Raw genomic sequence first — 25,220 nt, 5'->3', positions numbered from 1 at the left:
CACCAGCATAGCTGGTGGTTTTCTTGTTTTTCTCTACGAGAAAAACTGGCTTGAAGCCATAATGAAAACACCTGAAACAGCTTGGTTTCAGGTGTTCGGAAACTTTGAGACCTAGGCTCAAAGTTTAGGTATGGAACTTCGAAGAAGGTCGCTACCGTCCGTCATTACTTAAGGAAAGTCTTAAAAATCTATAACCAAAAAGAGCCACTCGGCTCTTTTTGGTTATTCTCCATCAAAGGCATCTTTTATATGGTCAAAGAAACCTTTTTTCTTTGGATTGACTTTCAAGTCACCTGCAGCTGCGAATTCTTTCAAGGCTGCTTTTTGGCGGTCGTTCAAACCTGTCGGAGTCACGACATTAACGGTAACGTATTGGTCACCAACTGCACCACCACGAAGACTTGGAGCTCCCTTGCCACGTAGACGGAATTTCTTACCAGTCTGAGTTCCCTCTGGGATAACCAATTCAACGTCACCGTGAACAGTTGGGATATCTACTGTATCACCAAGAGCTGCTTGAACAAAGTTGAGGTTGAGATTGTAGAAGATAGTGGTTCCTTCACGTTCAAACTTGTCGCTGGCTTCCACAGAAACCACTACATACAAGTCACCATAAGGTCCACCGTTAAATCCTGCTTCACCTTGACCAGCTAGGCGAATTTGTTGACCAGTTTCCACACCAGCAGGGATTTTCACATGTACGCTATGGGCTTGTTTTTCATGACCTGTTCCATGACAAGTTGTACATGGATCTTTGATTTCTTTTCCGCGACCATGACAGACATCACAGGTTACTTGGCGACGCATCATACCAAGCGGGGTCTGCGTATCGACATTAATGACACCAGCTCCATGACAGCGTCCACAAGTGACTGGACTTGTTCCTGGCTTAGCACCAGAGCCATTACATGTACGACAGCTTGCTTCACGATTGTACTTAACCTCTTTTTCAGCTCCAAAAATAGCTTCTTCAAAGGTCAAGTTCACACGATACTGGAGGTCATCACCTTGACGAGGGGCGTTTGGATTGCGTGAAGCACCACCTCCGCCGAAGAAACTTGAGAAAATGTCCTCAAAACCACCGAAGCCACCTGCCCCGTTGAAACCTCCGAAACCACCAGCACCACCAAAGCCACCGTTGGCTCCAGCCGCACCATATTGGTCATAGGCAGCCCGTTTTTGGTCGTCACTCAAAGTCTCATAGGCTTCCTGAACTTCCTTGTACTTTTCCTCAGCACCAGGCTCCTTGTTGATATCTGGGTGATATTTTTTCGAAAGCTTACGATAAGCCTTTTTGATTTCGTCTGCCGAAGCGTTTTTTGACACCCCCAGACGATCATAAAATTCAGTATTGTTCATACAAGATACCAAGACCGTAAAATTCAACTGAAAAATAGGAAATCTGACGCTGGAGCGATGCTCCTAGGCAGATTTATCTTTTTTCCGAGAATTTAGGTCGGGTTCAATTCCTTTCTTTTATATTAAGTAAGAAATTTGGGAACCCGTGTTCAACTACGAACACCGTTGTTCCTTTCTTTCATATTGATGAGACAAAACCCAAATAAATCAGGTTCAGTCCCTTTTTATCGAAAAACAGAGGCTGGGTTGCAACCTCTGGATTTCTTCCTATCATCATTAACATTTAAGTAAAGCACCGTAGAAGGACAATCAGTTTAGTGATTAGTCATTCTTGACGAGTTAGGCTTAACTGAGTTTCGGCTAAAAACTTCGGAAAAAAGATAAGCCATCTTTTATGCATCGCACAAGGCGATGGCTTCCTATTTTTCTTTCGTTTTCTTAACGCCTCAACATCTTATTTTTCCGTAAACTCTCCATCTACGACGTCATCGCCTGCGTTTCCTGTTGCTTGTGCGCCTTCTGCTCCTGCTTGAGCTTGTTGCGCTGCTGCGGCTTGTTCGTAGAGTTTAACAGCAAGTCCTTGAGCTTTTTCGTTCAATGCTTCAAGTTTTGCTTTCATATCGTCCAAGTTGTTGTCTTCTTGAGCTTTCTTAAGGTCATCAAGGGCAGCTTGGGCAGCGTCACGTTCTGCATCGAAACCTTTACCTTCAGTTTCCTTGATTGTCTTTTCAGTAGCAAAGATTGCTTGATCTACTTCGTTACGAAGGTCAACTTCTTCCTTACGTTTTTTATCTGCTTCAGCGTTAGCTTCTGCATCTTTCATCATGCGGTCGATTTCTTCGTCAGTCAAACCTGAGTTCGATTGGATAACAATTGTTTGTTCTTTTTGAGTTCCAAGGTCTTTGGCTTTAACAGACACGATACCGTTCTTGTCAATGTCAAATGTTACTTCAATTTGAGGAATTCCACGAGGTGCAGCTGGGATATCTGTCAATTGGAAACGTCCAAGAGTCTTGTTATCTGCTGCCATTGGGCGTTCACCTTGAAGAACATGGATATCAACGGCTGGTTGGTTGTCCGCTGCTGTTGAGAAGACTTGTGATTTAGATGTTGGAATAGTTGTGTTACGGTCGATGAGTTTTGTGAAGACACCACCCATTGTTTCGATACCAAGTGACAATGGTGTTACGTCAAGAAGGACAACATCTTTGACATCACCAGTAATCACACCACCTTGGATCGCAGCACCCATAGCAACTACTTCGTCAGGGTTTACTGATTTGTTTGGTTCTTTACCAGTTTCAGCTTTAACAGCTTCTACAACTGCTGGGATACGAGTTGAACCACCAACAAGGATAACTTCATCGATTTCTGACAAGCTCAAACCTGCATCTGAAAGGGCTTGGCGAACTGGAACTTTTGTACGTTCTACAAGGTCACGAGTCAAATCGTCAAATTTCGCACGAGTCAAAGTCATTTCCAAGTGAAGAGGTCCAGCTTCACCTGCAGTGATGAATGGCAAGCTGATTTGAGTTGAAGTTACACCAGAAAGGTCTTTCTTAGCTTTTTCAGCCGCATCTTTCAAACGTTGCATTGCCATCTTGTCAGTAGACAAGTCAATACCGTTTTCTTTCTTGAATTCTGCTACCAAGTGGTCAATGATTTTTTGGTCAAAGTCATCACCACCAAGTTTGTTGTCCCCTGCAGTTGACAATACGTCGAAGACACCGTCACCCAATTCAAGGATAGAAACGTCGAATGTACCACCACCAAGGTCAAATACCAAGATTTTTTCTTCTTTGTCAGTCTTGTCCAAACCGTAAGCAAGAGCTGCTGCAGTTGGTTCGTTGACGATACGTTCTACTTCAAGACCAGCGATTTTACCAGCGTCTTTTGTTGCTTGACGTTGAGCATCGTTAAAGTAAGCAGGAACTGTGATAACAGCTTTGGTTACTTTTTCACCAAGGTAATCTTCAGCGTAGCCTTTCAAGTATTGAAGGATCATAGCTGAGATTTCTTGTGGAGTGTATTCTTTTCCATTTGCAGAAACTTTTTCAGAAGTTCCCATTTTTGATTTGATAGAGATTACTGTATCAGGGTTTGTGACTGCTTGACGTTTTGCAGCGTCACCAACGATGATTTCGCCGTTTTTGAATGATACTACAGATGGAGTTGTGCGGTTTCCTTCTGGGTTTGCGATGATTTTTGATTCAGTTCCTTCAAGAACTGCAACTGCTGAGTTTGTTGTACCTAAGTCAATACCGATAATTTTAGACATGTGTTTTCTCCTTAAATTTATCTTCTTTTTTTATTTTTGATACTCTTCTTAAGTGGCGGCGCCGTCAGAGCTTGACTTCGTCAATCTCTTTGACTAAACTTTGAGCCTAAGGTCTCAAAGTTTGCGCAAATAGCGCCACGGCGAAGAGTATCGTCTTTGGTTCGCTTCGCTCACTATTGCAAAGCCAAACATATTTTATCTTTCTTCATAGTTTATTGTCGTTTCGGACAAGACTAAATCAGTCTTTCTTATTTACTGACATATCCTCTGTAATTAATAATAACAATTGACCAATTAAAATCGGTTGCAATATAAGTTCTAATACTTTTTGCAACCAAATTACTGGCTGCGTTCCAAAATAAGAAACTTGTGCTCCTTCCGAAATAGGATAAGCAAAGAATATCCCTACTACCAAAAAGAAAACGACAATTCCAATAGCCCAATTTGTAGACGCTATCTTTTTCATTCTCATCTTCCTACTATATTGTTTCGACATATAACATTACTAATTATAAACAACTACCATTGCCGGTCTTAAGATACGATCATGGAGTTTGTAGCCTTTTTGGAAGACTTGGGCGATGGTATCTGCTGGGTGTTCATCGTCTGCTGGGAGAGTTTGGATGGCCATATGGTAGTTATGGTCAAATTCGCCGTCAGCTGCGATTTCTTCGATTCCTTCTTCTTTCAAAGCGTGAATCAAGCTTTCTTGCACCATTTCCAAGCCCTTCTTCACGTCGTCTGTCAATCCTTCAACTGCGAGTGCACGCTCAAGGTTGTCCAAAGAAGGGAGAATCGCTTTTGCCAAGTCTTGGCTACGATAACGTTGCAAGTTTTGACGCTCTTCATTGGCACGGCGTTGAATATTTTGCATTTCCGCATGAGCGCGAAGGTATTTATTTTCGAACTCATCTGCACGTTCATTTGCCAAGTCCAATTCAGACTTCTCAGGACTTGTTTCTTCTACCGTTTCCACAACTTCCTCTTCTTGAACTTCTTCTACTTCTTCATTTTTTATATCTTGGGACATTTTCGCCTCCTTTAATGATTTCAATCTTAATGTACTTCGTAATGATTACTGCTGAGGTAGCGGTAAAAATCTGTCAACTTCATGGTCAAAACACGGTTGACCACATTGACTTGGTTGATTAGCTGTTGGTAATCCAGATTGACTGGACCGATAATCGCTAGAATTCCAACTCCCCGATAAGGAATAAGAAACTTGCTACTAATAACCGCTAGATCAGCTAGACAAGACTCTTGACTGTCTGCAACACGGACATTTTGCATCTGATCCTCACGCAGCCCCTCACGAATCTCCAAGGCCACCTTTTGCGGTTGGTCAAAGAACTGATAAGCTGCTAGATTAGCAAAATTCAAGAGATTGACCTTGCCTGCCACCACAATGTTTTCGTTGAACATTTTCTTAAAGATGTATTCAAAGAGATCGATAACATTATCCGTTGTTGTAAAGTAACGCTGGATAATCTGCGGAATCTCCGTCCTAATCTTGTAGTGAATATCTAGAACGGTGTAACCGAGGAAACGTTCCTGAATGATGCTCTTCAGTTTCAGCAAATCCTCCTGCAAAAAGTTCCTTGGAATCAGAAACTGACTAGTAACCGTTCGGGACTCGTCTAGGGTGAATACTGCCAAGGCTGTATGTTGCCCCAAAACAACGATATCAAAAGCTGTCAAACGTTGCCTGCTCGGCTCAACATCCAGTGCTACTACCGTACAGCCACTCAGGTCTGTCAGTAGATTAGCAGCCTCTTGCAGAATATCCTCCAATTTGAAGAATTCCTGATCAAAGGCTTTGACAATCTCATAAACCTCATTTTCAGCCAGTCGGTCAAAATCCAGTGAGTGTTTCACATAGTACTGAAAACCAGCAACACTAGGCATCCGACCACTTGAAGTATGGGCCTTCTCAAGCAAACCTTGCTTTTCTAGAGCTGCCATATCATTTCGAATGGTAGCACTACTAGAGTTGATAGATTCTTGCAAGGCTTTAGATCCAACAGGTTCATGCGTTTTGGTAAAGATGTCAATAATCAGATTTAAAATATTCTGCTGACGTTCCGTAACCATCTCGCCACTCCTCTCTGATAGATCCTTTTAGCACTCGACACATCCAAGTGCTAACTTATGATTCTATTATACACCCTTAAAAGAGAATGTCAAGACAAAAACTCAAAAAATTAGCACTCTTTTATCAAGAGTGCTAAAAATCAGTCTAAAGACCTAGAACCTTACTATTCATCTACTAGGTATTTCCTTTTTAGTCTGTAAAAACTATAGATTAGATAAGAAATCATGAGAGCATATAGGGCAAAAATGATGAAGAAAGACATAGAAAGATCTTCTCTAAACAAACTCATGCAAACAACAAGGCCACCTAAGAAAGTAGCTGTACATGAACGAAGTCTAAATCTCATAACTTCCCATCTAAGGCCCTTACTCATATAGACTTGATCCTCTGGAAGTAAATCAGAAGATGATTTACGAAGAATTGAACAAAAACCTGTTTCTATCAATTCCCAACCTCTACTTCTAAAATCTTGCAGTTCATGCTTATACTTTTTAAGAAATCTAGAATCATAGATACAGTAGATAACATCTTCCGGTTGACACTCTTCAAAATAGAAAAAACCTAAACGATTTGCTTTATATTTCCAACCTTTCAAATGCATCTCATGCAAATATTCTTCTTTCTTATCCAAATCTATAATGGTAAACATTCGAAATTGTATTTTACTATTCATTGTCTGACCTCCAAATTAGAAAACAAACATGCTTTTATTTATCAGATAATTCTTTCCACTTTTGAAACAATCTCCAAAAAATATAAGAAATCTGAATCGCAAATACTATCAATAGGACACAATCTATTATGAAAATCAAAAACAATTCCCAACTGAAAGAACTAGATCTACTTAGAAACTTTGAGAAAACCGGTAGTAGAGCTGAAAAGAGAATCAAAATGGGAAGCATCCGCATTGTTAAAATACGTTTGACCATAGCTAACTTCCCGGCCGCGTCATTATAAATTTCAAACTCTGAATCCGATTCAATTTCAGAATGTGGTTTTCTAAAATAGGAAAACCCATTAAAGTCTGTAACATGCTCCCAGCCACAGTCTTTAAATAGTTGTAAATAGGAGGCCCTCTCTGATTTTTTCATGGGATAAAAGTCCAACTGATAAGACACCTGCTCCGGTTGGCACTTTTCAAAAGTATACTTAACCGCAACTACTAAGCTAGAGTAGCTTACTTCCTTAAGTTTCCAGCCCTCAGCATGCATTTTTCTAAGATAGAAAGCCTCTCTATCATAATCCGCAATGGTAGCAATTCTATAAACAACCTTCTTTTCCATCATCCTTCCTCCAGACTATTTCTGTAGAGTCGTTCAATACGTTTCAATTCAATATCTAAGACTTTGCGTCCCAAGTCTGTGATCTGATAGATTTTCCGTTTTTCCTCCTCTCGGACAAAAGAAATCAAGCCATCCTTTTCCATCTTTGACAAGGTTCCATACATAGTTCCAGGACTAATGGAAACCTGTGAATCTGTCATCTCCTTGACCTTTTGCGTAATGCTATAACCATGACGTTCCTTTTGTAGACAGAACAAGATATAAAATCCCGTTTCCGTCATCGGAAGATAAACTCGACGAATCTTATCCGTTAATTCCATTTATAAGCACCTCCTATTCAGTTCGATATATCGCACTTCGTTATATAAAATATATCACACCTCGATATAAAAAACAAGAAAAAGACCGCCCTCAGGCAATCTTTCTTCTATATTAGTAAAGGTCTAAATAATTATCAATTTCCCATTGTGAAACGAAGGTCGCATAGCTAGCCCATTCAATTCGTTTAGCTTCAAGGAAGCTAGTGTAGATATGCTCACCAAGCGCTGCCTTAACGACTTCGTCTTCTGTCAAAGCTTTCAAAGCGTTGTGAAGAGTGGATGGAAGGTCTGTAATACCAGCCTCTTTACGTTCTTCAGCAGTCATGATGTAGATATTTTCTTCAATTGGTGCTGGTGCTTCGATTTTGTTTTCGATACCGTTTAAACCAACTTCCAAAAGAACCGCCATAGCGATGTATGGATTTGCCATTGGATCTACTGAGCGCAACTCGAGGCGAGTACCCATTCCACGTGAAGCTGGTACACGAACCAGCGGTGAACGGTTACGACCTGCCCAAGCAATGTAAACAGGGGCTTCGTATCCTGGAACCAAACGTTTGTATGAGTTAACCGTTGGGTTCATGATAGCTGTATAGTTGTAGGCATGTTTGATCAAACCGCCAAGGAAGTAATAGGCCGTTTCTGACAACTGCATTCCTTTTGGATCATTTGGATCAAAGAAGGCATTATTTCCTTCTGCATCAAACAAAGACATATTACAGTGCATACCTGAACCGGCGATACCAAATTTTGGTTTAGCCATAAAGGTTGCATACAAACCGTGTTTACGAGCAATGGTTTTTACAACGAGTTTAAAGATTTGAATCTTATCACAAGCACGAAGAACTTCATCGTACTTAAAGTCAATCTCATGTTGGCCTACGGCAACTTCATGGTGACTGGCTTCAACTTCAAATCCCATTTTGGTCAAGACGTTCACAATCTCACGACGAGTGTTATCGGCAAGGTCTGTAGGCGCCAAGTCGAAGTAACCACCCTTGTCATTTACCTCAAGGGTTGGATCTCCATTTTCATCCAGCTTAAATAGGAAGAATTCTGGCTCTGGTCCAAGGTTGAAAGACTTGAATCCAAGTTCTTCCATGTGGCGAAGTGCTCGTTTAAGATTGCCACGAGGATCTCCAGCAAATGGCTCTCCTTCTGTTGTGTAGACATCACAGATCAATCCTGCGACACTACCGTTCTCATCTCCCCAAGGGAAGACAGTCCATGTGTCCAGGTCAGGGTACAGGTACATATCTGATTCGTTGATACGAACAAACCCTTCAATAGAAGATCCATCAAACATAGCCTTGTTTGACAAGACCTTGTCTAGTTGTTCATCTGTAGCAGGAATTTCGACGTTTTTCATGGTTCCCAAAATATCTGAAAACATGAGGCGGATAAAGGTTACATTTTTTTCCTTAACTTCACGACGAATATCTGCAGCTGTGATTGGCATGGTTTTTCTCCTTATATTTGACTACTAGCGGTTGCCTAACCGCGACCAAAAGGTGATTGTTGAGAAGCAAAGCGACTTTGTTGAAGAACTTCATTCCGAAGGGCTCGACGCACCTCAGTTTGACTGACTGGTTTCTTAGCTTTCGCCTCACGTTCGGCATATTTTTTCTTGATGGCAGCAATATTGAGACCTTCTGAAATGTAATCTTTAATCTCAAGCAACCGATCCATATCATTCAGCGAGTACATACGGCGATTGCCTTCGTTTCGATCAGGCTTAATCAACTCCTGATCTTCATAATAACGAATCTGGCGAGCCGATAGATCAGTCAACTTCATAACACTGCCAATAGGAAAAACAGTCATATTTCGGCGAAATTCTTTTTCCTTCATTTACAATTTCCTTCTTTCTGTCTATTATAGTCTAAAAAAAGACAAACGTCAATTGATAATGTTATAAAATGTAACATTATTTTTCTTTTTTCTCTAAAAAGAGCCGAATACGATCAATATCGTAATTTACGAGAATTGCGACAAAAACTCCCATGAAAGTTTCTGATATACGCGCAAACACGTACAAAATTGTCTCTCCAGTCGGAATCGATAGGGTAATGATTAACATAGCCGCTACACCACCAATAACACCTGCTTTGTTATTCATGGCTACATTTGTCATAATGGTTAACATGGTACAGATTGGAACAACTACTAAAGTTACCCAAAAGGCTTCGTGGAAAAAGGTATTTAATAAGAAGAAGACCAGAGCATAGAGGCCACCGATACTATTTCCTAGAATACGCGAAGTCCCAAAATGAACACTCTTATCAAAACTCTCTCTCAGACTAAAAACAGCTGTCAAAGCACCGATTTGAAGACCTTTCCAGCCAAAAAAGCCAAAAATTAAGAGAACTAGAAAAACAGCAATACCTGTTTTAAAGGTTCGCATACCAAGTTTGAACTGGGATTTATCGAATTTATATTTTTTAAAATAACTCATAATCTCAACTTTCTATTTCCATTTTATCATAAATCGGTGATTTTTATGAGTAATAGTTGAGAGGAAGCGTTTTTATTTTAAGCAAAAGAAAAGAGGAACCTTCATCCCTCTCTTCTTTGATTCATTTATGAAATCTTATTTTTCTGTCAAGGCTGCAAGTCCTGGAAGAACTTTACCTTCAAGAAGTTCCATTGATGCTCCACCACCAGTAGAGATCCATGAGAATTTGTCTGCACGACCAAGGTTGATTGCTGCGGCAGCTGAGTCACCACCACCGATGATTGATTTAACGCCTGGTTGTTTCACGATAGCGTCCATCACACCGATTGTACCAGCTTGGAAGTCTGGGTTTTCAAATACACCCATAGGTCCGTTCCATACAACAGTTTTGGCACCAGTCAAAGCTTCGTCAAATTTAGCGATAGATTTTGGACCGATATCAAGACCAAGGAAGCCTTCAGAAACTGCTTCACCTTCAGTGTCACGCACTTCAGTGTAACCAGCAAATGCGTTTGCTTCTTTTGAGTCAACTGGCAAGATCAATTTACCATTTGCTTTTTCAAGAAGAGCTTTCGCAACATCCAATTTGTCTTCTTCTACAAGTGAGTTACCGATTTCGATACCTTGTGCTTTGTAGAATGTGTAAGTCATACCACCACCGATAAGGACTTTATCAGCTTTTTCAAGCAAGTTTTCGATAACACCGATCTTGTCTGAAACTTTTGAACCACCAAGAATCGCTACGAATGGACGTTCTGGAGTTTCAACTGCTTCTTGGATGTAGGCAATTTCGTTTTCAAGAAGGAAACCAGCAACTGCTTTTTCAACGTTTGCTGAGATACCAACGTTAGATGCATGAGCACGGTGAGCTGTACCGAATGCATCGTTTACGAAGATACCATCTCCAAGTGATGCCCAGTATTTACCAAGTTCAGGATCGTTTTTAGATTCTTTCTTGCCGTCAACATCTTCGTAACGAGTGTTTTCAACCAAGAGAACTTGTCCATCTTCAAGAGCGTTGATAGCTGCTTCCAATTCAGCACCACGAGTGACACCTGGGAAAACAACGTCTTGGCCCAATTTAGCTGCCAAGTCTGCTGCTACAGGAGCAAGTGATTTACCAGCTTTATCAGCTTCTTCTTTCACACGTCCAAGGTGAGAGAAAAGAATTGCACGTCCACCTTGTTCGATGATGTACTTAATAGTTGGAAGAGCTGCTGTGATACGGTTGTCGTTAGTGATTACGCCATCTTTCAATGGTACGTTGAAGTCAACACGAACGAGGACTTTTTTACCTTTCAAGTCAACGTCTTTAACAGTAAGTTTTGCCATGTTACAAAAACCCCTTTATTTATTTTATTCGAAACTATTATATCACACTTTGGAAATATAAGGAAAGATTTCACAAGATTTTTCGATATTTAATCTTCATGTCATGTTAAAGTTTATTATTTTTACTTTTTCTGACGATTTTTCTTTCTAAAATCTTAGCTTAACACTTGTTAGATTTACTTTTATCCTTTAAAATAGAATAGGAGAAATTCCGTTATTATTTTTCGGAGGAAAAAGAAATGTCCATTAATTGGCAGGAAATTTTATTTCACTTTTTAGGTGGTCTAGGACTATTCTTATATAGTATCAAGACCATGGGAGACGGTTTGCAACAAGCTGCTGGAGATCGCCTTCGTTTTTACATTGACAAGTACACCAGCAATCCCTTTTTAGGTGTTCTAGTCGGGATTGTCGTGACTGCCCTGATTCAGTCAAGTACAGGGGTTACAGTTATCACGGTTGGACTGGTCAGCGCTAGCCTTCTAACTCTTAGACAGGCTATCGGAATTATCATGGGAGCCAACATCGGAACCACCGTTACTTCCTTTATCATCGGTTTCAAGCTTGGCGAGTATGCTTTACCCTTGATTTTCCTTGGAACCATGTTCCTCTTCTTTACAAAAAACAGAACAGCAAACAATATTGGGCGCATCCTGTTTGGTGTAGGGGGAATCTTCTACGCCCTCAACCTCATCAGTGCCGGTATGAGCCCTCTTAAAGATTTACCACAATTCAAGGAATACATGGTAACCTTGGGACAAAATCCTATTTTAGGAGTTTTTGCCGGTGCAGTGATTACCGTTCTCATCCAAGCTTCTTCTGCGACAATCGGGATTTTGCAGGGTCTCTATGCAGGTGGATTCCTTGACCTTAAAGGTTCTCTACCAGTTCTCTTCGGGGATAATATCGGGACAACCTTAACAGTTATCATCGCGGCAGCTGGAGCCAATGTCTCTGCGAAACGCGTTGCTGCAACCCACGTTACCTTTAACGTATTAGGAACTATTCTTTGCTTGATTTTATTAGGCCCATTTACGTCAATGATTGAGTACTTCCAATCACTCCTTCACCTCTCGCCTGAGATGACTATTGCCTTCTCTCACGGTGCCTTTAACGTAAGTAACACTATTGTACAATTTCCCTTCATCGGAGCCTTGGCTTTCTTTGTAACTAAGCTCATCCCTGGTGAAGATGAAGTTGTCAAGTACGAGCCGCTTTATCTTGATGAGCATTTGATTAAACAAGCTCCATCAATCGCTCTCGGAAATGCGAAGAAAGAACTCCTTCACTTAGGAAATTATGCTTCTAAAGCCTTTGACCTTTCTTATAACTACATCATCGACCTCAATGAAAAGGTTGCTGAAAAAGGCCACAAGACAGAAGAAGCCATCAATACCATTGATGAAAAATTGACTCGATACCTCATTACTCTTTCAAGTGAAGCCCTTAGCCAGAAAGAAAGTGAAGTGCTGACCAACATCCTTGATTCATCCCGTGATTTGGAACGGATTGGGGATCACGCAGAAGCCCTAATCAATCTGACTGACTACCTTCAACGTAAAAATGTCGAGTTCTCTGAAGCTGCTTTGCAGGAATTGGCTGATATTTATCAAAAAACTACTGGCTTTATCAAGGATGCCCTTGATAGCGTAGAAAACAATGATATCGAAAAAGCTCAAAGTCTGATTGAACGCCATAAAGAAATCAACAATATGGAACGTGTTCTCAGAAAGACCCACATCAAACGCCTCAACAAGGGCGAGTGTTCAACGCAAGCTGGGGTCAACTTTATCGACATTATTTCCCACTATACTCGTGTGTCTGATCATGCTATGAACCTAGCTGAAAAGGTCATCGCTGAACAAATTTAAGAACCAAGAAGCTAGCCTGATACTCAATGAAAATCAAAGAGCAAACTAGGAAGCTAGCCGCAGACTGTACTTGAGTACGGCAAGGCGAAGCTGACGTAGTTTGAATTTGATTTTCGAAGAGTATGAACAGGATGGCTTTTTCTTCTCCAAACCAAGAATTGCTTTTCTACCCTATAAAAAAATGCTTTGATTCACAATGGAATCAAAGCATTTTGAAGAGCTCCCCATACATAATTGCAGAAGCTACAGTTCCTCTGTACTTGGCTTCTTCTCTTTTGATAAAGCGAGCCAAGTTGATCAACTCAGGTGCTGGATATTTGGGATTTAGGAGCAATTCACGATTGACCAGTCCTGAGAGACGAACTGCCAGCAATTGCTCATTTGTAGTAGGCAGTTTTTTAGCAGTCTCTAGGAGAGCAGCAACTAAATCTTCACTCAAATCATGTCGAGCATGATTGTAAAGATCTTTTATAAGGCTTTCTAGGTTTGGTTCTACCATCCCTACCACCTCCCTTATGTTTAATAATTCTTAATCAAATCAACCGTTGAACGATCCAATTTTTTCACCAAGGCTTGCAAGAAAGCTTGAGCTTCTAGGAAGTCATCCATAGCGTAGAGGGTTTGGTGAGAGTGGATATAACGAGCGCAGACACCGATAGTTGTTGAAGGGACACCACCATTTTTCAGATGGGCTGCGCCAGCGTCTGTTCCGCCTTTACCACAGTAGTATTGGTACTTGATTCCAGCTTCTTCAGCCGTTGTCAAAAGGAAATCCTTCATACCTGGGAGAAGCAAGTGACCTGGATCGTAGAAACGAATCAAGGTTCCGTCCCCAATCTTGCCTTGACCACCATAAACATCACCAGCAGGTGAGCAATCAACTGCGAGGAATACTTCTGGGTCAAACTTAGTTGTAGAAGTATGAGCACCACGAAGACCAACTTCTTCTTGGACGTTAGAACCAAGATAGAGTTCATTTCCTAGTTTTTGGCCTGACAGAGCTTCAGCTAGTTCGCTAACCATGAGAACACCGTAGCGGTTGTCCCAAGCTTTTGAGATGATATTTTTTTCATTGGCTGTCAAGATTGCAGAACTATCTGGTACGATAGTATCACCAGGACGGATTCCAAAGCTTTCTGCCTCAGCCTTGTCCGCAAACCCACCATCAAAGACAATATCCGAAATAGCAGGCATGGTTGGTCCACCCTTACCACGAGTCAAATGTGGAGGAACAGAGCCTGAAATCACAGGAATTTCACGACCATCACGAGTCAAGAGTTTGAAACGTTGGCTGCTAACCACCATAGGATTCCAACCACCGATCTCTACGACACGGAAGGTACCGTCCGGCTTGATTTCGCTGACCATAAAACCAACTTCATCCATGTGAGAAGCGACCAAGACGCGCGGTGCATCTGCAACTTCCGAATGCTTAATCCCGAAAATACCACCCAAGCCATCTGTCACCACTTCATCCACATGCGGTGTCAACTTTTCACGAAGATAGGCACGAACAGGTGCTTCATGACCTGAGATCGCAGCAAGTTCTGTTACTTCTTTGATTTTTGAAAATAATGTTGTCATTTCAATTCCTTCTTTCTTTCATCCATTTTACCACTTTTTATAGGAGAAGGATAGTAGGAAGGTGGATTTCTAAGTTAGTATATTCGTCTTTCTCTATCTTAGAAAAAGATAGCATTCTCTTACATGTGGGGTGAAATTCAAGAAATATTCCAAGATTAACCAAATCATTAACTACCGAACAAAAAACAATCTAATGCTATATTTGTTCATTTTTTATGGAATTCGCAGAAAATAGTTGACTTCGCCTTCTTATTTCTTTAAAATAATAAAAAAATAGGAAAAGGAAAAAATCATGACCAAAACAATTCTTGTTACAGGTGGAGCTGGCTACATTGGCTCCCATACCGTTAAAGCTCTTTTAAATGCTGGCTATCAGGTTCATGTTCTAGATAATCTCTCTACAGGAAATCGTTCAGCTGTAGATAGTCGTGCTAGCTTTAAACAACTGGACGTTTATGATGCTAGTGCCTTAAAAACCTACTTAGAAGAAAACAAGATTGACGCTGTTCTCCATTGTGCAGGTGAGATTGTTGTGAGCGAAAGTATTGAAAATCCAAGTAAATACTTCACTGCCAATGTTGCTGGTATGAATCAAGTTCTCAAAGTCTTATCTGAAGTTGGTATTCAAAAAATCATGTTCTCTTCGACTGCTTCTCTTTATGGTAATAACTGTATTGACAAGCCAGCCACTGAAGATACCCTGCTCGACCCTGTCAACCCTTATGCAGAGACAAAACTGATGGGCGAACGAATGATTTACTGGATGGCTAATCGCTACGATTGGAAATATGTTATTTTCCGTTACTTTAATGTTGCTGGAGCTGAAATGGATGCTTCAAACGGTCTGCGCGTAAAAAATCCAACTCACATCATTCCAAATATCAACAAGACCGCATTGGGACAAAATGATAGCCTCAAAATATTTGGAGATGACTACGATACACGTGATGGTTCATGTATTCGAGATTACATTCATGTCTTGGACCTTGCACAGGCTCATGTTAAAGGAATGAACTACCTCTTTCAAGAAGACAGTTCTTCTCAAATCTTTAACTTAGGAACTGAAAAAGGCTATACTGTCAAAGAAATCTTTAAAACTGCTGAAGAATTACTGGATCAAAAAATCCCACACGAGATTGTTGCTCGTCGTGCAGGTGATCCAGCCAGCGTTCTAGCAGATGCATCAAAAGCTAAACAATATCTTGACTGGCAGGCCAGCTACTCCCTCGAAGATATTATTTTATCAGATTATCGTTGGCGTGTTAAAGAAGGCAAAAACATTTTGGAATAAATAACAGAAATATCAATAATAAATAAAAACACAGATAGATGACACTTAGTAAATACCAAGTATCATCTATCTGTGTTTTATACATTAGAATACAATCTTACTTTGAATTTCTTTTCAAAGTAAAGTGGTCTGGCACAGGGTCCTTGCCTGTTTTAGACCAAGGATGACATCGTAAAATTCGAGCCAAACCCATCAAGACACCCTTGAAGCCATGCTTTTCAATAGCCTGAATCATGTAGTTGGAACAAGTCGGCTCAAAGCGACAAGAGGGTGGAAAGGCTGGTGAGATAAACCGTTGGTAAAAGCGCACAGGCGCTATTAAAATTCGTTTCATTATTTCTTGGTTACAGCCATGGTGTGTAGTTGGCTGATTTCTTTTTTATTAAGACGACGGGATTCTCCTGGACGGAGTCCTGTCAAGTCTAGATGTCCAAAACGGGTCCGTGACAACTTGTCCACTTGGAGACCGACAGCTTCGAACATCTTTTTAACCTGGTGGTTATGCCCTTCATGGATAGTCAACTGCACCACAGAGCGGTTTTTAACTGGGTCCACTTTGAGAATCTCATAGACAGCCGGCTTGGTTTTCTTGCCATCAATCTCAAGTCCACGGGTCAAGGGGCGGAGATTGTCCTTATTGGCCACACCTTTAACGCGCGCGACATAAACCTTGTCAATTTCATTACGGGGGTGAATCATCTCATCCGTAAAATCCCCATCATTGGTCAAAATCAAGACTCCTGATGTATCCCAGTCCAAACGACCTACAGGGTAGATGCGCTCTTTCACGTTGGGCAAGAGGTCGACAACCGTCTTGCGGCCCTTGTCATCTGTCACACTGGAAATGACACCGCGTGGTTTGTTAAGCAGATAATAGACCTTTTCTTCGTTGTAGATAGGCTGACCTTCAACTTCGACCTTGTCGCCTGACTTGATAGTGGTTGCTAGTTCACGTACCACTTGGCCGTTAACCGTCACCAAACCTTGCTTGATCAGCTCTTCTGCTTTTCTCCTACTGGCCACACCTGCGTGGGCAATATACTTATTGATTCTCATCTTCTTCTATCCTTTCACCAAATAATTGGCTTTCTTGGGCTTGAATCTCAAGCTCATCAATCACTGGTAATTCTTCCAAATGGTTAATTCCCATGTAATCTAGGAAATAATCTGTAGTCACATAGATGTTGGGGCGACCCAACACTTCTTTTTTCCCGTCTTCTCGTATCAAGTCAAAGGCCTGCAACTTTGCCAAGGCCCCACTCGAGTTGACCCCACGGATGGCATCAATCTCTATCCGTGTGATGGGCTGTTTGTAGGCAATGATGGACAAGGTCTCAAGGGCAGCCCGAGATAAACTCTGGTTGATAGGTGCCTTAGAGTATTCCTTCAAAATCTCTGCAAATTGAGGTTTGGTCACCAATCTATAAGCACCCCCTGTCTCAATCAGGGCCAAACTGGAATCTGGGTCCTTTTCATACTTCTGGGCTAATTTTTCTAAACTCTGCTGGATGCCTGTCGGTGGTAGAGAGAGGAGTTCAGCTAACTGGCGGACTCTAATCCCATCTTCACCCGCTACAAACAAGAGCGCTTCTATTTTTGCTAAAGTACTCATCTTTCCTCTCTATCAAGTCTAGCTTTGGGCCACTTGACTTTCTTCCTTCTTTTCCATGAGATAGATATCTCCGAAACTCTCCTCTTGCACGAGGACCAGCTCCTGGGTTTTGATTAACTCTAGGGTTGCCAAAAAGAGGGTGATGACCTCTTGGAGATTCTGGGCTTCCTTAAACAAATCCTGCAAGCGCAATTGATCTCGTCCAATCAAGGACTCTTTCACGATAATCATCATGTCCTCAATCTTATACTCATCCCGCAAGATAGTCGTGTGATTCTGTGCAAACTCCTCTTTTTTCTTGGCTAGGATATTTGAAAAAGCCAAAAAGAGGTCAATGGTCGTCTTGTCATGCACAAGCTCCGCATCTTCGTAAATCAACTCTGTCGGCGCTTTGGAATAGTGCTGGGCCCGTTCTTGGTGCTTGGCTTCCAAGTGCTCCCCCAAGAGCTTGAACTTACGGTATTCTTCGATTTGGGAGAGAAGATCCTGCTCTAGGTCATCTTCCAAATCTGTCACTTCTGCTACCTTTGGCAAGAGCTTGCGACTCTTGATCAGCATGAGCTGACTGGCCATGACCATATACTCTCCCGTCACTTCCAGACGCATGGCCTGCAGGGTTGAGACATAGGCTAGATACTGTTCAATGACTTCCGTAATGGGCACATCGTAGATATCCATCTGGTACTTAGAAACCAGGTGCAAGAGCAAGTCCAGGGGCCCTTCAAAATCTTTTAATTTAATATCCATTATCTATATTTTTCTAAGGTCAGGACTGTTTTTAATCCTAATTTTTTTGCAATTTCGTACAAATCGACCTTGTTTTCAATTTGTCGTAGAATAAACTGTTCCCGCAAGGCTTGGGCTGATAGTGCTGGAAAACCTTTCTCCTTGACAAAAGCTTCTAACTGACGGAAGGCCCACTGACGAGAATAGGCTTTCCCTGCCCTTTCAAAAAGATAGGTCTGGCCCATCAAGGGTTTCAATTCTGACAGCAAGGTCGCAGGAATGGTGACAATCCTCTGTTGGGAAGCCTTCTTGATTCGCAACACCTGAAAATCCATATTGATATCCTCAACCTTGAGAGCTAAAATCTCACTCGGCAAGAGCCCCATTTCTAGGATTAAGAGCGCTAGCAAGCGACCCTCTGGAACGTCGCTTCCCTGCCAAAAAGAGTCTAGGTCTAACAGTTCTGGCTTTTCGGTCTTCTTTTCAGCTTGTTTAGCTAATTCCAATCGGTAAAAGCTATCCACTTCTCCTTTTTGATAGAGAAAGTAGAGAAATTGGTTACAGGCCGAAGTCTTTCGCTTCTGAGCGCTGATCTTTAGATTGGCTAGCTGGGCTTGGTAAATCTTGATACTGGTCTCAGAAATCCGCTCTCCTACAATGTCTAAAAATTGCTCCAAATCATACTTATAGGACTGTTTGGAATTGGTAGACAAGCCCTGCTTTTCTTCTAAAAAGGCTGAAATCCTATCTCTCATTTGCATCGAATCTCATATTCCTTACTAAAGTCATGCAAGAGGGCATTCACTGCCTTGAGGATAGACTTGCGCGTGATAATCCCTTGGAAAATACCAGACGCATCCACAACCGGCAAGAAGGACTCATCTACCAACTTGTGCAAGACCTCCGTAATGGTAAAATCAGGCGAAACAACCGCTACGTCCGTTCTCGTCATATGAACGATATCCGTATCTGCCATGATTTCTTGACTCAAGTCATGCTCCATCTGATAAGCCATAATATCTCTGAGCCCAATCGTCCCAACAAACTGTTTTTCATCTGTCACAACGGGAACACGGGTATAGGTCATCTGACTGAGCAAGAGGGTCGCGTGATCTGCATTGTGGGTATCAATCAACACAGCTAGATTTTCAGCAGGAGTCAAAAAAGTTTCTTCTTGCCCCAACAAGAAAGTCTCAAACTCCTTCGCAATCATCGGCTAAACTCCTTGGACAAGCCCGGATACACCTCATGAGCTCGTGTCAAAAAGTCGACTTTGAAGTAACTATCATCAATCTCCACACGAGCATAGAGACATTCTCTGATGGTCCCACGTGGTTGACTGATAGAACCTGGATTTAGAAAAAGAGTCTTTCCTTCCATCCAAGCGCTTGGCACATGCAAGTGACCATAGAGGCAGATATCAGCCTCTTCCTCCTGAGCCCAGTAGTCCAACTTTTGAAAATTGAAATTGATGTCAAACAAGTGACCATGGGTTTGGATAATCTTGGTCGAACCAAGCTCAGTCACCAAACGTTCTGGGTAGCCGGCGTAGAAGTCCATGTTCCCTTTAACAACACGGATGCCTTCCCAAAGGGGAGAATCAGGACGCAGTTCAGAATCGCCATTATGAAAAACGGCATCAACTTTGCCCACATAGCGAGCACGGATTTCTTCCACAATCAAGCTATCGCCATGAGAATCGCTCATTACAATGATGGTTTGCTTTGCCATGATGGAAATACCTCCAAAAGTTTCTTAACAGCTAAGGCACGATGAGATTGACTATTTTTTTCTTCAAGGGTTAATTCAGCTGAGGACTTGCCTGTCTCTCCTACAAGGAAGAGAGGATCGTAACCAAATCCATTTTCACCCTTAGGTTCAAAGTTAATGTAGCCAGGCCAGTCTGCTTCAACAACCAAACTTTCCTTGTTTGGACTGGCTACGACTAGGGTTGTATGGAATTGAGCCGAGCGTTCCTTGAGTTCAAAGACCATGGCCAATTCGTGCAAGAGTTTGGCATTGTTTTCACGGTCAGTTGCTCCCACACCTGCGAAACGAGCTGACCAGACACCTGGCAAGCCACCTAGAACATCGACTTTGAGTCCAGAATCATCTGCTAGAACCATCTTGCCCGTTAATTGAGAAATGGTTTCTGCCTTGAGACGGGCATTTTCTTCGAAGGTCATGCCTGTTTCAGCTACTTCAGGTAGATCTGGATAATCATTAAGATTTTCTACATCGTAGCCTAGCTTGTCAAAGATAGCTCGGAATTCCTTGGTCTTGCCTTCGTTTCGAGTCGCAATCAATAAGGTTTCTCTGACCTTGCTTGTCTCAAAGAAATCATGAACATTGACCCCTTCTTTAGGCAATGCTACATGCAGGAGTTGCCCATTTTCAATCAAGAGAAAAGCTCCCTGACGTTGGATGACTTCCAGATTTCGTCCCATTTCTTGGTTGAGGATATCTACCACAAAAGACAATAAACGGTAGAGAGAACCATAGCGTAAAACAATCACAGAAATAGGAAAACCTTGTTCCTCATCTCGAAATCTTTGGGCAAACTCAAATAGAGGAAAATCCAAGTCTTCATCAGTCAATGTCCGGACACCACCAAAAATACTATATGAGCCGACATACCAGTCCTGGTCATCCTTATATTCATAAATTTTATTTGTCATAATTCTACATGCTCCACATAAATCTCTTTTTCCAGCCATTCTTCACTAATTTGTGCAAAACTTTGGCTGCTGGCTGTTGTGTAAAAACGGTGATGGAGTGGTCCGGCATCACGACCACGATTGATTTCAAAATAATTGAGTAAGACTGAGATATCCCGTACGCACTCTGCTCCACTATCGATGAGCTGAACCTTGGGCCCCATGACATTTTGAATAATAGGTCTGAGCAGTGGATAATGGGTACAGCCCAAAATCAGGCTATCCACCTTTCCAACCAAGGGACGCAGGGTTTCATAGACCACTTTCTTGGTTACACTGGTTGACAGGGCACCTGACTCAACCAAGGGAGCAAACTTGGGACAGGCCAAGCTCTCCACCTGTAAGTCCGGATCCAGATCATGGATTTTCTGGCGGTAGATATCTGATTGTACCGTCATAGGCGTTCCAATCACTCCGATTTTCCCACCTTGACTGGACTTGATGGCTGCCGAAGCTCCTGGCAAAATCACACCTAGGACGGGAATGTCTAGTTGAGCCTTGATTTCTTCCCAGACGACCGCAGTCGCAGTATTACAAGCAATGACAATCATCTTGACATCCTTGGTCAAGAGAAAGTTGACCAACTGCCAAGTATATTCACGAATTTGCTCAGCAGGACGGGGACCATAGGGCGCCCGTGCCGAATCTCCAATATAGACGATTTCTTCATGGGGAAGCTGGCGCATGAGCTCGCGCACAACGGTCAAGCCCCCGACACCCGAATCCAAAAAACCAATTGGTCGATTATCCATACAGTCTTCTTTCTAGTCTTTTTTCTGATTGATAGTTCATTATGATTATTTATCCTTATAAACTGAATGACAGTCTAATCAATAACTATCTCTCTTAATCATAATCAAATATCAATAGAATGCAAGGAAAAAGTCTCATCACTAAATCCTTATCCAACATAGTGAGAAGTCTGGAACTTTCATCCCAGACTTTTCCTTATTTATTTTTTCTTTTTATTGTTAGCAAGGGCTGCCTTTTGTTGGCGGATGATTTGGTGGTAAACTTGCTGAACCTTAGCTTCGCTTGGCTTTTGACCATTTGCACTCAAAAGAGTACGAACTGCTTCAGCATTCAAACGTGGGCTGTCAGCAAATTCTTTTTCGATTTGCTTACGAACCAAGTACATTCCTCCAAGAGCTCCTCCTAGAAAAGCTAGCACAATCAATACAATTGCTAATAGTAAATCCATCATATTTCTCCTGTTTCTTTTTGAGTCTCTTTCATTATACCACAAACTAACCACCCTGACTAGTTTGTTTTACGCTTTCAGGGATGGAATAGACAGCAAAAAGAACCCTGCTTTTCTGCAAAAGAGGGCTCCTTACTGAGTTTAATTTACATAGATAGCCAGTGTTTGATAGGGTTTGAGTAGAATTTTTTCAGACACTTCTACATCTTCATAGTTTGAAAGCAAAATTTGTCCATTTTGGTGGGCTAGTGGTAAATCGATTTCCACTTCTGTGGCATAAAAATTATTGAGGACTATCTCAGCGTTTTTCTTTATCCCAAAACCAATTCATCACTAACTAGACTTTGGCCACTATTTTTCTGGAAGAGATGTATGAGATATTCAACCGTCAGATGCTTTTTCTCCTCTCCCTTGACATCCACCACTATCTTGCCTTGATAGAGCATAATGAGACGATTTCCGTACTCAATCGCATGGTTCATATCATGGGTAATCATCAAAGTCGTCAACTGATGGTGTTCCACAATCTTTTGCGTCAAGTCCATCACCATTTGACTGGTTTTCGGATCAAGTGCCGCAGTGTGTTCATCCAAAAGCAAAAGTTTGGGTTTCACTAGAGATGCCATGACTAGGGTTAAGGCCTGTCTTTGTCCTCCTGAGAGGTATTGAGTATCCACTTTCAAGCGGTTTTCAAGGCCAATATTCAACTCTTTCAAGGCCTCTTGGAATCTGATTCTATCCTTCTCCTTCACTCCCCAACCAAGCCCTCTCTTTTGCCCACGTCTCAAGGCAATAGCCATATTCTCCTCAATCGTCAAACGAGAAGCTGTTCCCATCTTAGGATCTTGAAAAACACGGGCGATATACTTGGCTCTCTTTCTTACGCTCAGATTTTTAATGGATTTACCTGCCAATAACAGATCCCCTTCATCCACCGGTAGATTGCCAGCTAAGATATTCATCAAAGTGGATTTTCCTGCTCCATTTCCACCAATCACAGAGATAAAATCTCCCTCTTCAACTTCTAAATCTAATCCTTTGAGGACATGGTTCTCATTGACCGTCCCTGCTTCAAAGGTCTTGTGAATATTTTCAAGTGTTAATAAACTTGCCATAACTTTCTCCTACTATTCATTTCTCAATTTCAGACCACGAATTTTTAATCTCTTTTGCAATTCTGGTGCAAATAAAACCAAGGCGAGCAAGATTGCATTAAAGAGACGAACTAGATTTTGATCTAGATTTGGAATTTCATAGATATTTAAAATAATCAAACGGTAAACAATAGCACCGATTCCGATAGATAACAAGCGGCCTCCAATGGTTAAATCATGTATCAAGACTTCCGCAATAATTACTGCGCTCAAACCAACAACGATGGTTCCTGTCCCAGAAGTCACATCTGAAAATCCATCATTTTGGGCAAACAAGGAACCACATAGGGCAATCAAACCGTTTGAAATCATGTAACCAACAATCTTCATGGTGTCTACATTAACCCCATTGGCCTCACTCATCGGAATATTATCCCCAGTCGAACGCAAGACCAAACCAATCTCCGTTTTCATCAAAAGAGTCAAGACCAAACAAACAAGTAAGAGACAGGCTAAACTAAGTGAGAAAACAGCTTCTTCATTTGTCAGACCCAAGCTCGCCAACTGTTTAAAGACCGTTGCAGAATCTCCCAAGGAAAGATTGGGTACGCTGCCCATGATTTTAATATTGATCGAATAAAGCCCTGTCAAGGTCACAATCCCTGTCAATAGAGCTGGAATTTTCATCTTGGTGTGGAGCATTCCTGATACAAGACCTGCTACCATACCTGCCAGCAAAGCCAGTAAGGTCGCAATCCAAGGATTGGCCCCTGCCTGTATTTGTGATACGACGACAGCTGCTCCCAAAGGAAAGGCTCCTTCAGCAGTCATATCCGCAATATCCAAAATACGGAAAGTCAAGTAGACTCCAATGGCCATAATCGACCATAACAAACCTTCTGATAAACTAGATAATACAAAACTCATCTTAAACCTCCCTATTCCTTGCTTTCTAACTTACTAATATCAATTCCTAGTGCATCTGCCATTTCTTTATTGGTATGCAATTCCAGTTTTTCAGGCAACTCAACTGCTATATTTTCTGGCTTCTCACCTTTTAAAACACGAATCAACATGCGGGCTGTCTGCCGTCCCAATTCTTCATAATTGGTTCCGTAGTTATACAAACCACCAACCGCAATCATTTCTGTTGAACCACCGAATACTGGAACCTTGTGTTTAATAGAAACCTGCTTGACTGTTTCCATGGTTGACGAAATGATATTGTCCGTTGGTACAAAAACCATATCCACTTCTGCCATCAAACTCTCTGCTGCAGCCTTGACGTTGTTACTGTCCAAGATTGTTTTTTCAACAACGGTAAAGCCTTTTTCTTCCAGAAGTCGCTTAGCTTCATCCTTTTGGACAACTGAGTTTGGCTCGCTCTGAGTATAGAGGATTCCAATTGTTTTAGCCTTTGGCAACACTTTCTTTATCAAATTGATTTGGGTTGAAATGGCATCTGATGACTGGTCACTTGTCCCAGTTACATTGCCCCCAGGATGCTCTCTTGACTCAACCAACTTGGCACTGACAGGATCTGTTACAGCCGAAAAGATAACCGGTGTCGTTTGAGTCGTATTAGCCAAGCTCTGAGCAGAAGGCGTTGCGATGGCTAGAACGACATCGCTAGATTCTGCAAGTTGCTGGGAAATGGTTTTTAGATTTCTTTGTTCTCCCTGTGCATTTTGCAAATCAATCTCAATATTTTTCCCTTCAATATATCCTTGCTTGGCCAGCTCATCCACAAATCCTTCTCTAGTAGCGTCTAAGGACTGGTGGGTAATAAACTGCGAAATACCGATACGAAAAACATCTTTTTTCTTATCTGCCTTCAACTGATGCAAACTAATCAGAGAAGTCAAGAGGATTCCCACTACCAAGAGAGGGGCTAGTAATTTTCGAACAACTTTCATAATGAAACTCCTTCTCAGAAAAGATAATACTCAATGAAAATCAAAGAGCAAACTAGGAAACTAGCCGCAGGCTGTACTTGAGTACGGCA

At 41.7% G+C, this 25,220-nt stretch carries 29 protein-coding genes and 1 pseudogene; 2 read left to right on the top strand and 28 right to left on the bottom strand.

Features of this window, described 5'->3' with window-relative positions; all coding sequences use genetic code 11:
* Positions 1-222: 222 nt before the first annotated feature.
* The 12 genes from dnaJ to ADI86_RS03025 all read right to left on the bottom strand — a co-directional run bounded on the left by dnaJ (position 223) and on the right by ADI86_RS03025 (position 11,119).
* Positions 223-1,359, bottom strand: coding sequence for a molecular chaperone DnaJ (dnaJ, locus tag ADI86_RS03080; protein ID WP_023943396.1), 1,137 nt, complete (start codon positions 1,357-1,359; stop codon positions 223-225).
* A 454-nt stretch (positions 1,360-1,813) separates the two neighbouring features.
* A complete protein-coding gene (gene dnaK / locus ADI86_RS03075; protein ID WP_000034661.1) occupies positions 1,814-3,637 on the bottom strand; it encodes a molecular chaperone DnaK in 1,824 nt (607 codons plus the stop codon).
* Positions 3,638-3,875: 238 nt separating this feature from the next.
* Positions 3,876-4,103: a hypothetical protein gene (locus ADI86_RS03070; protein ID WP_049531743.1), complete on the bottom strand. Its 228-nt coding sequence runs from the start codon at positions 4,101-4,103 to the stop codon at positions 3,876-3,878.
* 39 nt (positions 4,104-4,142) lie between these two features.
* Complete coding sequence (gene grpE / locus ADI86_RS03065) at positions 4,143-4,667, bottom strand: nucleotide exchange factor GrpE (protein WP_049531742.1); 525 nt, start codon at positions 4,665-4,667, stop codon at positions 4,143-4,145.
* Between the two features lie 26 nt (positions 4,668-4,693).
* Entirely contained in the window at positions 4,694-5,728 is a 1,035-nt protein-coding gene (gene hrcA, locus ADI86_RS03060; protein ID WP_049531741.1) for a heat-inducible transcriptional repressor HrcA, read from the bottom strand.
* A gap of 164 nt (positions 5,729-5,892) precedes the next feature.
* Positions 5,893-6,402 (bottom strand): DUF2812 domain-containing protein, encoded by a 510-nt coding sequence (locus ADI86_RS03055; protein WP_049531740.1) that lies wholly within the window; start codon positions 6,400-6,402, stop codon positions 5,893-5,895.
* Positions 6,403-6,436: 34 nt separating this feature from the next.
* A complete protein-coding gene (locus tag ADI86_RS03050) occupies positions 6,437-7,012 on the bottom strand; it encodes a DUF2812 domain-containing protein (protein WP_049531745.1) in 576 nt (191 codons plus the stop codon).
* The gene (locus ADI86_RS03045) at positions 7,012-7,332 is read right to left on the bottom strand and encodes a PadR family transcriptional regulator (RefSeq protein WP_049531739.1); all 321 of its coding nucleotides are present in this window, start codon (positions 7,330-7,332) and stop codon (positions 7,012-7,014) included. Before ADI86_RS03045 ends, ADI86_RS03050 begins: the two co-directional genes overlap by 1 nt.
* 112 nt (positions 7,333-7,444) lie before the next feature.
* On the bottom strand, positions 7,445-8,791 hold the full coding sequence (gene glnA / locus ADI86_RS03040; protein WP_049531738.1) for a type I glutamate--ammonia ligase: 1,347 nt from the start codon (positions 8,789-8,791) through the stop codon (positions 7,445-7,447).
* A 35-nt stretch (positions 8,792-8,826) separates the two neighbouring features.
* Complete coding sequence (locus tag ADI86_RS03035; RefSeq protein ID WP_049531737.1) at positions 8,827-9,183, bottom strand: MerR family transcriptional regulator; 357 nt, start codon at positions 9,181-9,183, stop codon at positions 8,827-8,829.
* Positions 9,184-9,259: 76 nt separating this feature from the next.
* Complete coding sequence (locus tag ADI86_RS03030; RefSeq protein ID WP_049531736.1) at positions 9,260-9,787, bottom strand: FUSC family protein; 528 nt, start codon at positions 9,785-9,787, stop codon at positions 9,260-9,262.
* A gap of 135 nt (positions 9,788-9,922) precedes the next feature.
* Positions 9,923-11,119, bottom strand: coding sequence for a phosphoglycerate kinase (locus tag ADI86_RS03025; protein ID WP_001096743.1), 1,197 nt, complete (start codon positions 11,117-11,119; stop codon positions 9,923-9,925).
* Positions 11,120-11,358: 239 nt separating this feature from the next.
* Here ADI86_RS03025 and ADI86_RS03020 point away from each other — a divergent pair, with 239 nt between their 5' ends.
* Positions 11,359-12,990 carry a Na/Pi cotransporter family protein gene (locus tag ADI86_RS03020; protein WP_049531735.1) on the top strand — a complete coding sequence of 544 codons (1,632 nt, stop codon included), beginning with the start codon at positions 11,359-11,361 and terminating at the stop codon, positions 12,988-12,990.
* Positions 12,991-13,192: 202 nt separating this feature from the next.
* On the opposite strand, the gene ADI86_RS03015 is transcribed toward ADI86_RS03020, so the two are convergent.
* On the bottom strand, positions 13,193-13,489 hold the full coding sequence (locus ADI86_RS03015) for an enterocin immunity protein (RefSeq protein WP_049531734.1): 297 nt from the start codon (positions 13,487-13,489) through the stop codon (positions 13,193-13,195).
* Between the two features lie 20 nt (positions 13,490-13,509).
* Positions 13,510-14,574 carry a glutamyl aminopeptidase gene (gene pepA, locus ADI86_RS03010; protein WP_049531733.1) on the bottom strand — a complete coding sequence of 355 codons (1,065 nt, stop codon included), beginning with the start codon at positions 14,572-14,574 and terminating at the stop codon, positions 13,510-13,512.
* 292 nt (positions 14,575-14,866) lie between these two features.
* Here pepA and galE point away from each other — a divergent pair, with 292 nt between their 5' ends.
* Positions 14,867-15,865 carry a UDP-glucose 4-epimerase GalE gene (gene galE, locus ADI86_RS03005; protein WP_065428620.1) on the top strand — a complete coding sequence of 333 codons (999 nt, stop codon included), beginning with the start codon at positions 14,867-14,869 and terminating at the stop codon, positions 15,863-15,865.
* Between the two features lie 97 nt (positions 15,866-15,962).
* On the opposite strand, the gene yidD is transcribed toward galE, so the two are convergent.
* From yidD to ADI86_RS02940, 14 genes and pseudogenes are all read right to left on the bottom strand, one after another.
* Entirely contained in the window at positions 15,963-16,199 is a 237-nt protein-coding gene (yidD, locus tag ADI86_RS03000; protein WP_004245573.1) for a membrane protein insertion efficiency factor YidD, read from the bottom strand.
* Positions 16,199-16,921: a pseudouridine synthase gene (locus tag ADI86_RS02995; protein WP_049531732.1), complete on the bottom strand. Its 723-nt coding sequence runs from the start codon at positions 16,919-16,921 to the stop codon at positions 16,199-16,201. Before ADI86_RS02995 ends, yidD begins: the two co-directional genes overlap by 1 nt.
* Positions 16,908-17,477 carry an SMC-Scp complex subunit ScpB gene (gene scpB / locus ADI86_RS02990; RefSeq protein ID WP_049531731.1) on the bottom strand — a complete coding sequence of 190 codons (570 nt, stop codon included), beginning with the start codon at positions 17,475-17,477 and terminating at the stop codon, positions 16,908-16,910. The genes ADI86_RS02995 and scpB overlap by 14 nt, the downstream gene beginning before the upstream one ends.
* Positions 17,478-17,495: 18 nt before the next feature.
* Entirely contained in the window at positions 17,496-18,224 is a 729-nt protein-coding gene (locus ADI86_RS02985; RefSeq protein WP_049531730.1) for a segregation/condensation protein A, read from the bottom strand.
* A complete protein-coding gene (gene xerD, locus ADI86_RS02980) occupies positions 18,224-18,958 on the bottom strand; it encodes a site-specific tyrosine recombinase XerD (protein WP_342666719.1) in 735 nt (244 codons plus the stop codon). The genes ADI86_RS02985 and xerD overlap by 1 nt, the downstream gene beginning before the upstream one ends.
* Complete coding sequence (gene cbpB, locus ADI86_RS02975) at positions 18,955-19,416, bottom strand: cyclic-di-AMP-binding protein CbpB (protein ID WP_004260968.1); 462 nt, start codon at positions 19,414-19,416, stop codon at positions 18,955-18,957. Before cbpB ends, xerD begins: the two co-directional genes overlap by 4 nt.
* Positions 19,413-19,934 (bottom strand): metallophosphoesterase, encoded by a 522-nt coding sequence (locus ADI86_RS02970; protein ID WP_049531728.1) that lies wholly within the window; start codon positions 19,932-19,934, stop codon positions 19,413-19,415. Before ADI86_RS02970 ends, cbpB begins: the two co-directional genes overlap by 4 nt.
* Positions 19,910-20,881 carry a nucleoside-triphosphate diphosphatase gene (locus ADI86_RS02965; RefSeq protein ID WP_049531727.1) on the bottom strand — a complete coding sequence of 324 codons (972 nt, stop codon included), beginning with the start codon at positions 20,879-20,881 and terminating at the stop codon, positions 19,910-19,912. Before ADI86_RS02965 ends, ADI86_RS02970 begins: the two co-directional genes overlap by 25 nt.
* A complete protein-coding gene (racE, locus tag ADI86_RS02960; protein ID WP_049531726.1) occupies positions 20,878-21,672 on the bottom strand; it encodes a glutamate racemase in 795 nt (264 codons plus the stop codon). Before racE ends, ADI86_RS02965 begins: the two co-directional genes overlap by 4 nt.
* A 200-nt stretch (positions 21,673-21,872) precedes the next feature.
* Positions 21,873-22,121, bottom strand: coding sequence for a YneF family protein (locus tag ADI86_RS02955; protein WP_049531725.1), 249 nt, complete (start codon positions 22,119-22,121; stop codon positions 21,873-21,875).
* Between the two features lie 141 nt (positions 22,122-22,262).
* Positions 22,263-22,418, bottom strand: a pseudogene (locus tag ADI86_RS11615) (alpha,alpha-phosphotrehalase); the annotation flags it as partial.
* A gap of 14 nt (positions 22,419-22,432) precedes the next feature.
* Positions 22,433-23,236 (bottom strand): ABC transporter ATP-binding protein, encoded by an 804-nt coding sequence (locus ADI86_RS02950; protein ID WP_049531724.1) that lies wholly within the window; start codon positions 23,234-23,236, stop codon positions 22,433-22,435.
* A 12-nt stretch (positions 23,237-23,248) separates the two neighbouring features.
* Positions 23,249-24,142, bottom strand: a complete 894-nt coding sequence (locus ADI86_RS02945) for an ABC transporter permease (RefSeq protein WP_049531723.1) — start codon at positions 24,140-24,142, stop codon at positions 23,249-23,251.
* Between the two features lie 11 nt (positions 24,143-24,153).
* A complete protein-coding gene (locus ADI86_RS02940; RefSeq protein WP_049531722.1) occupies positions 24,154-25,131 on the bottom strand; it encodes an ABC transporter substrate-binding protein in 978 nt (325 codons plus the stop codon).
* Positions 25,132-25,220: the final 89 nt, after the last annotated feature.

Origin of the sequence: Streptococcus pseudopneumoniae (assembly GCF_001074975.1) — a bacterium.
In the GTDB taxonomy this organism is placed as follows: Bacteria; Bacillota; Bacilli; order Lactobacillales; family Streptococcaceae; genus Streptococcus; species Streptococcus pseudopneumoniae_D.
This window is presented reverse-complemented; position numbering and strand designations above follow the sequence as displayed.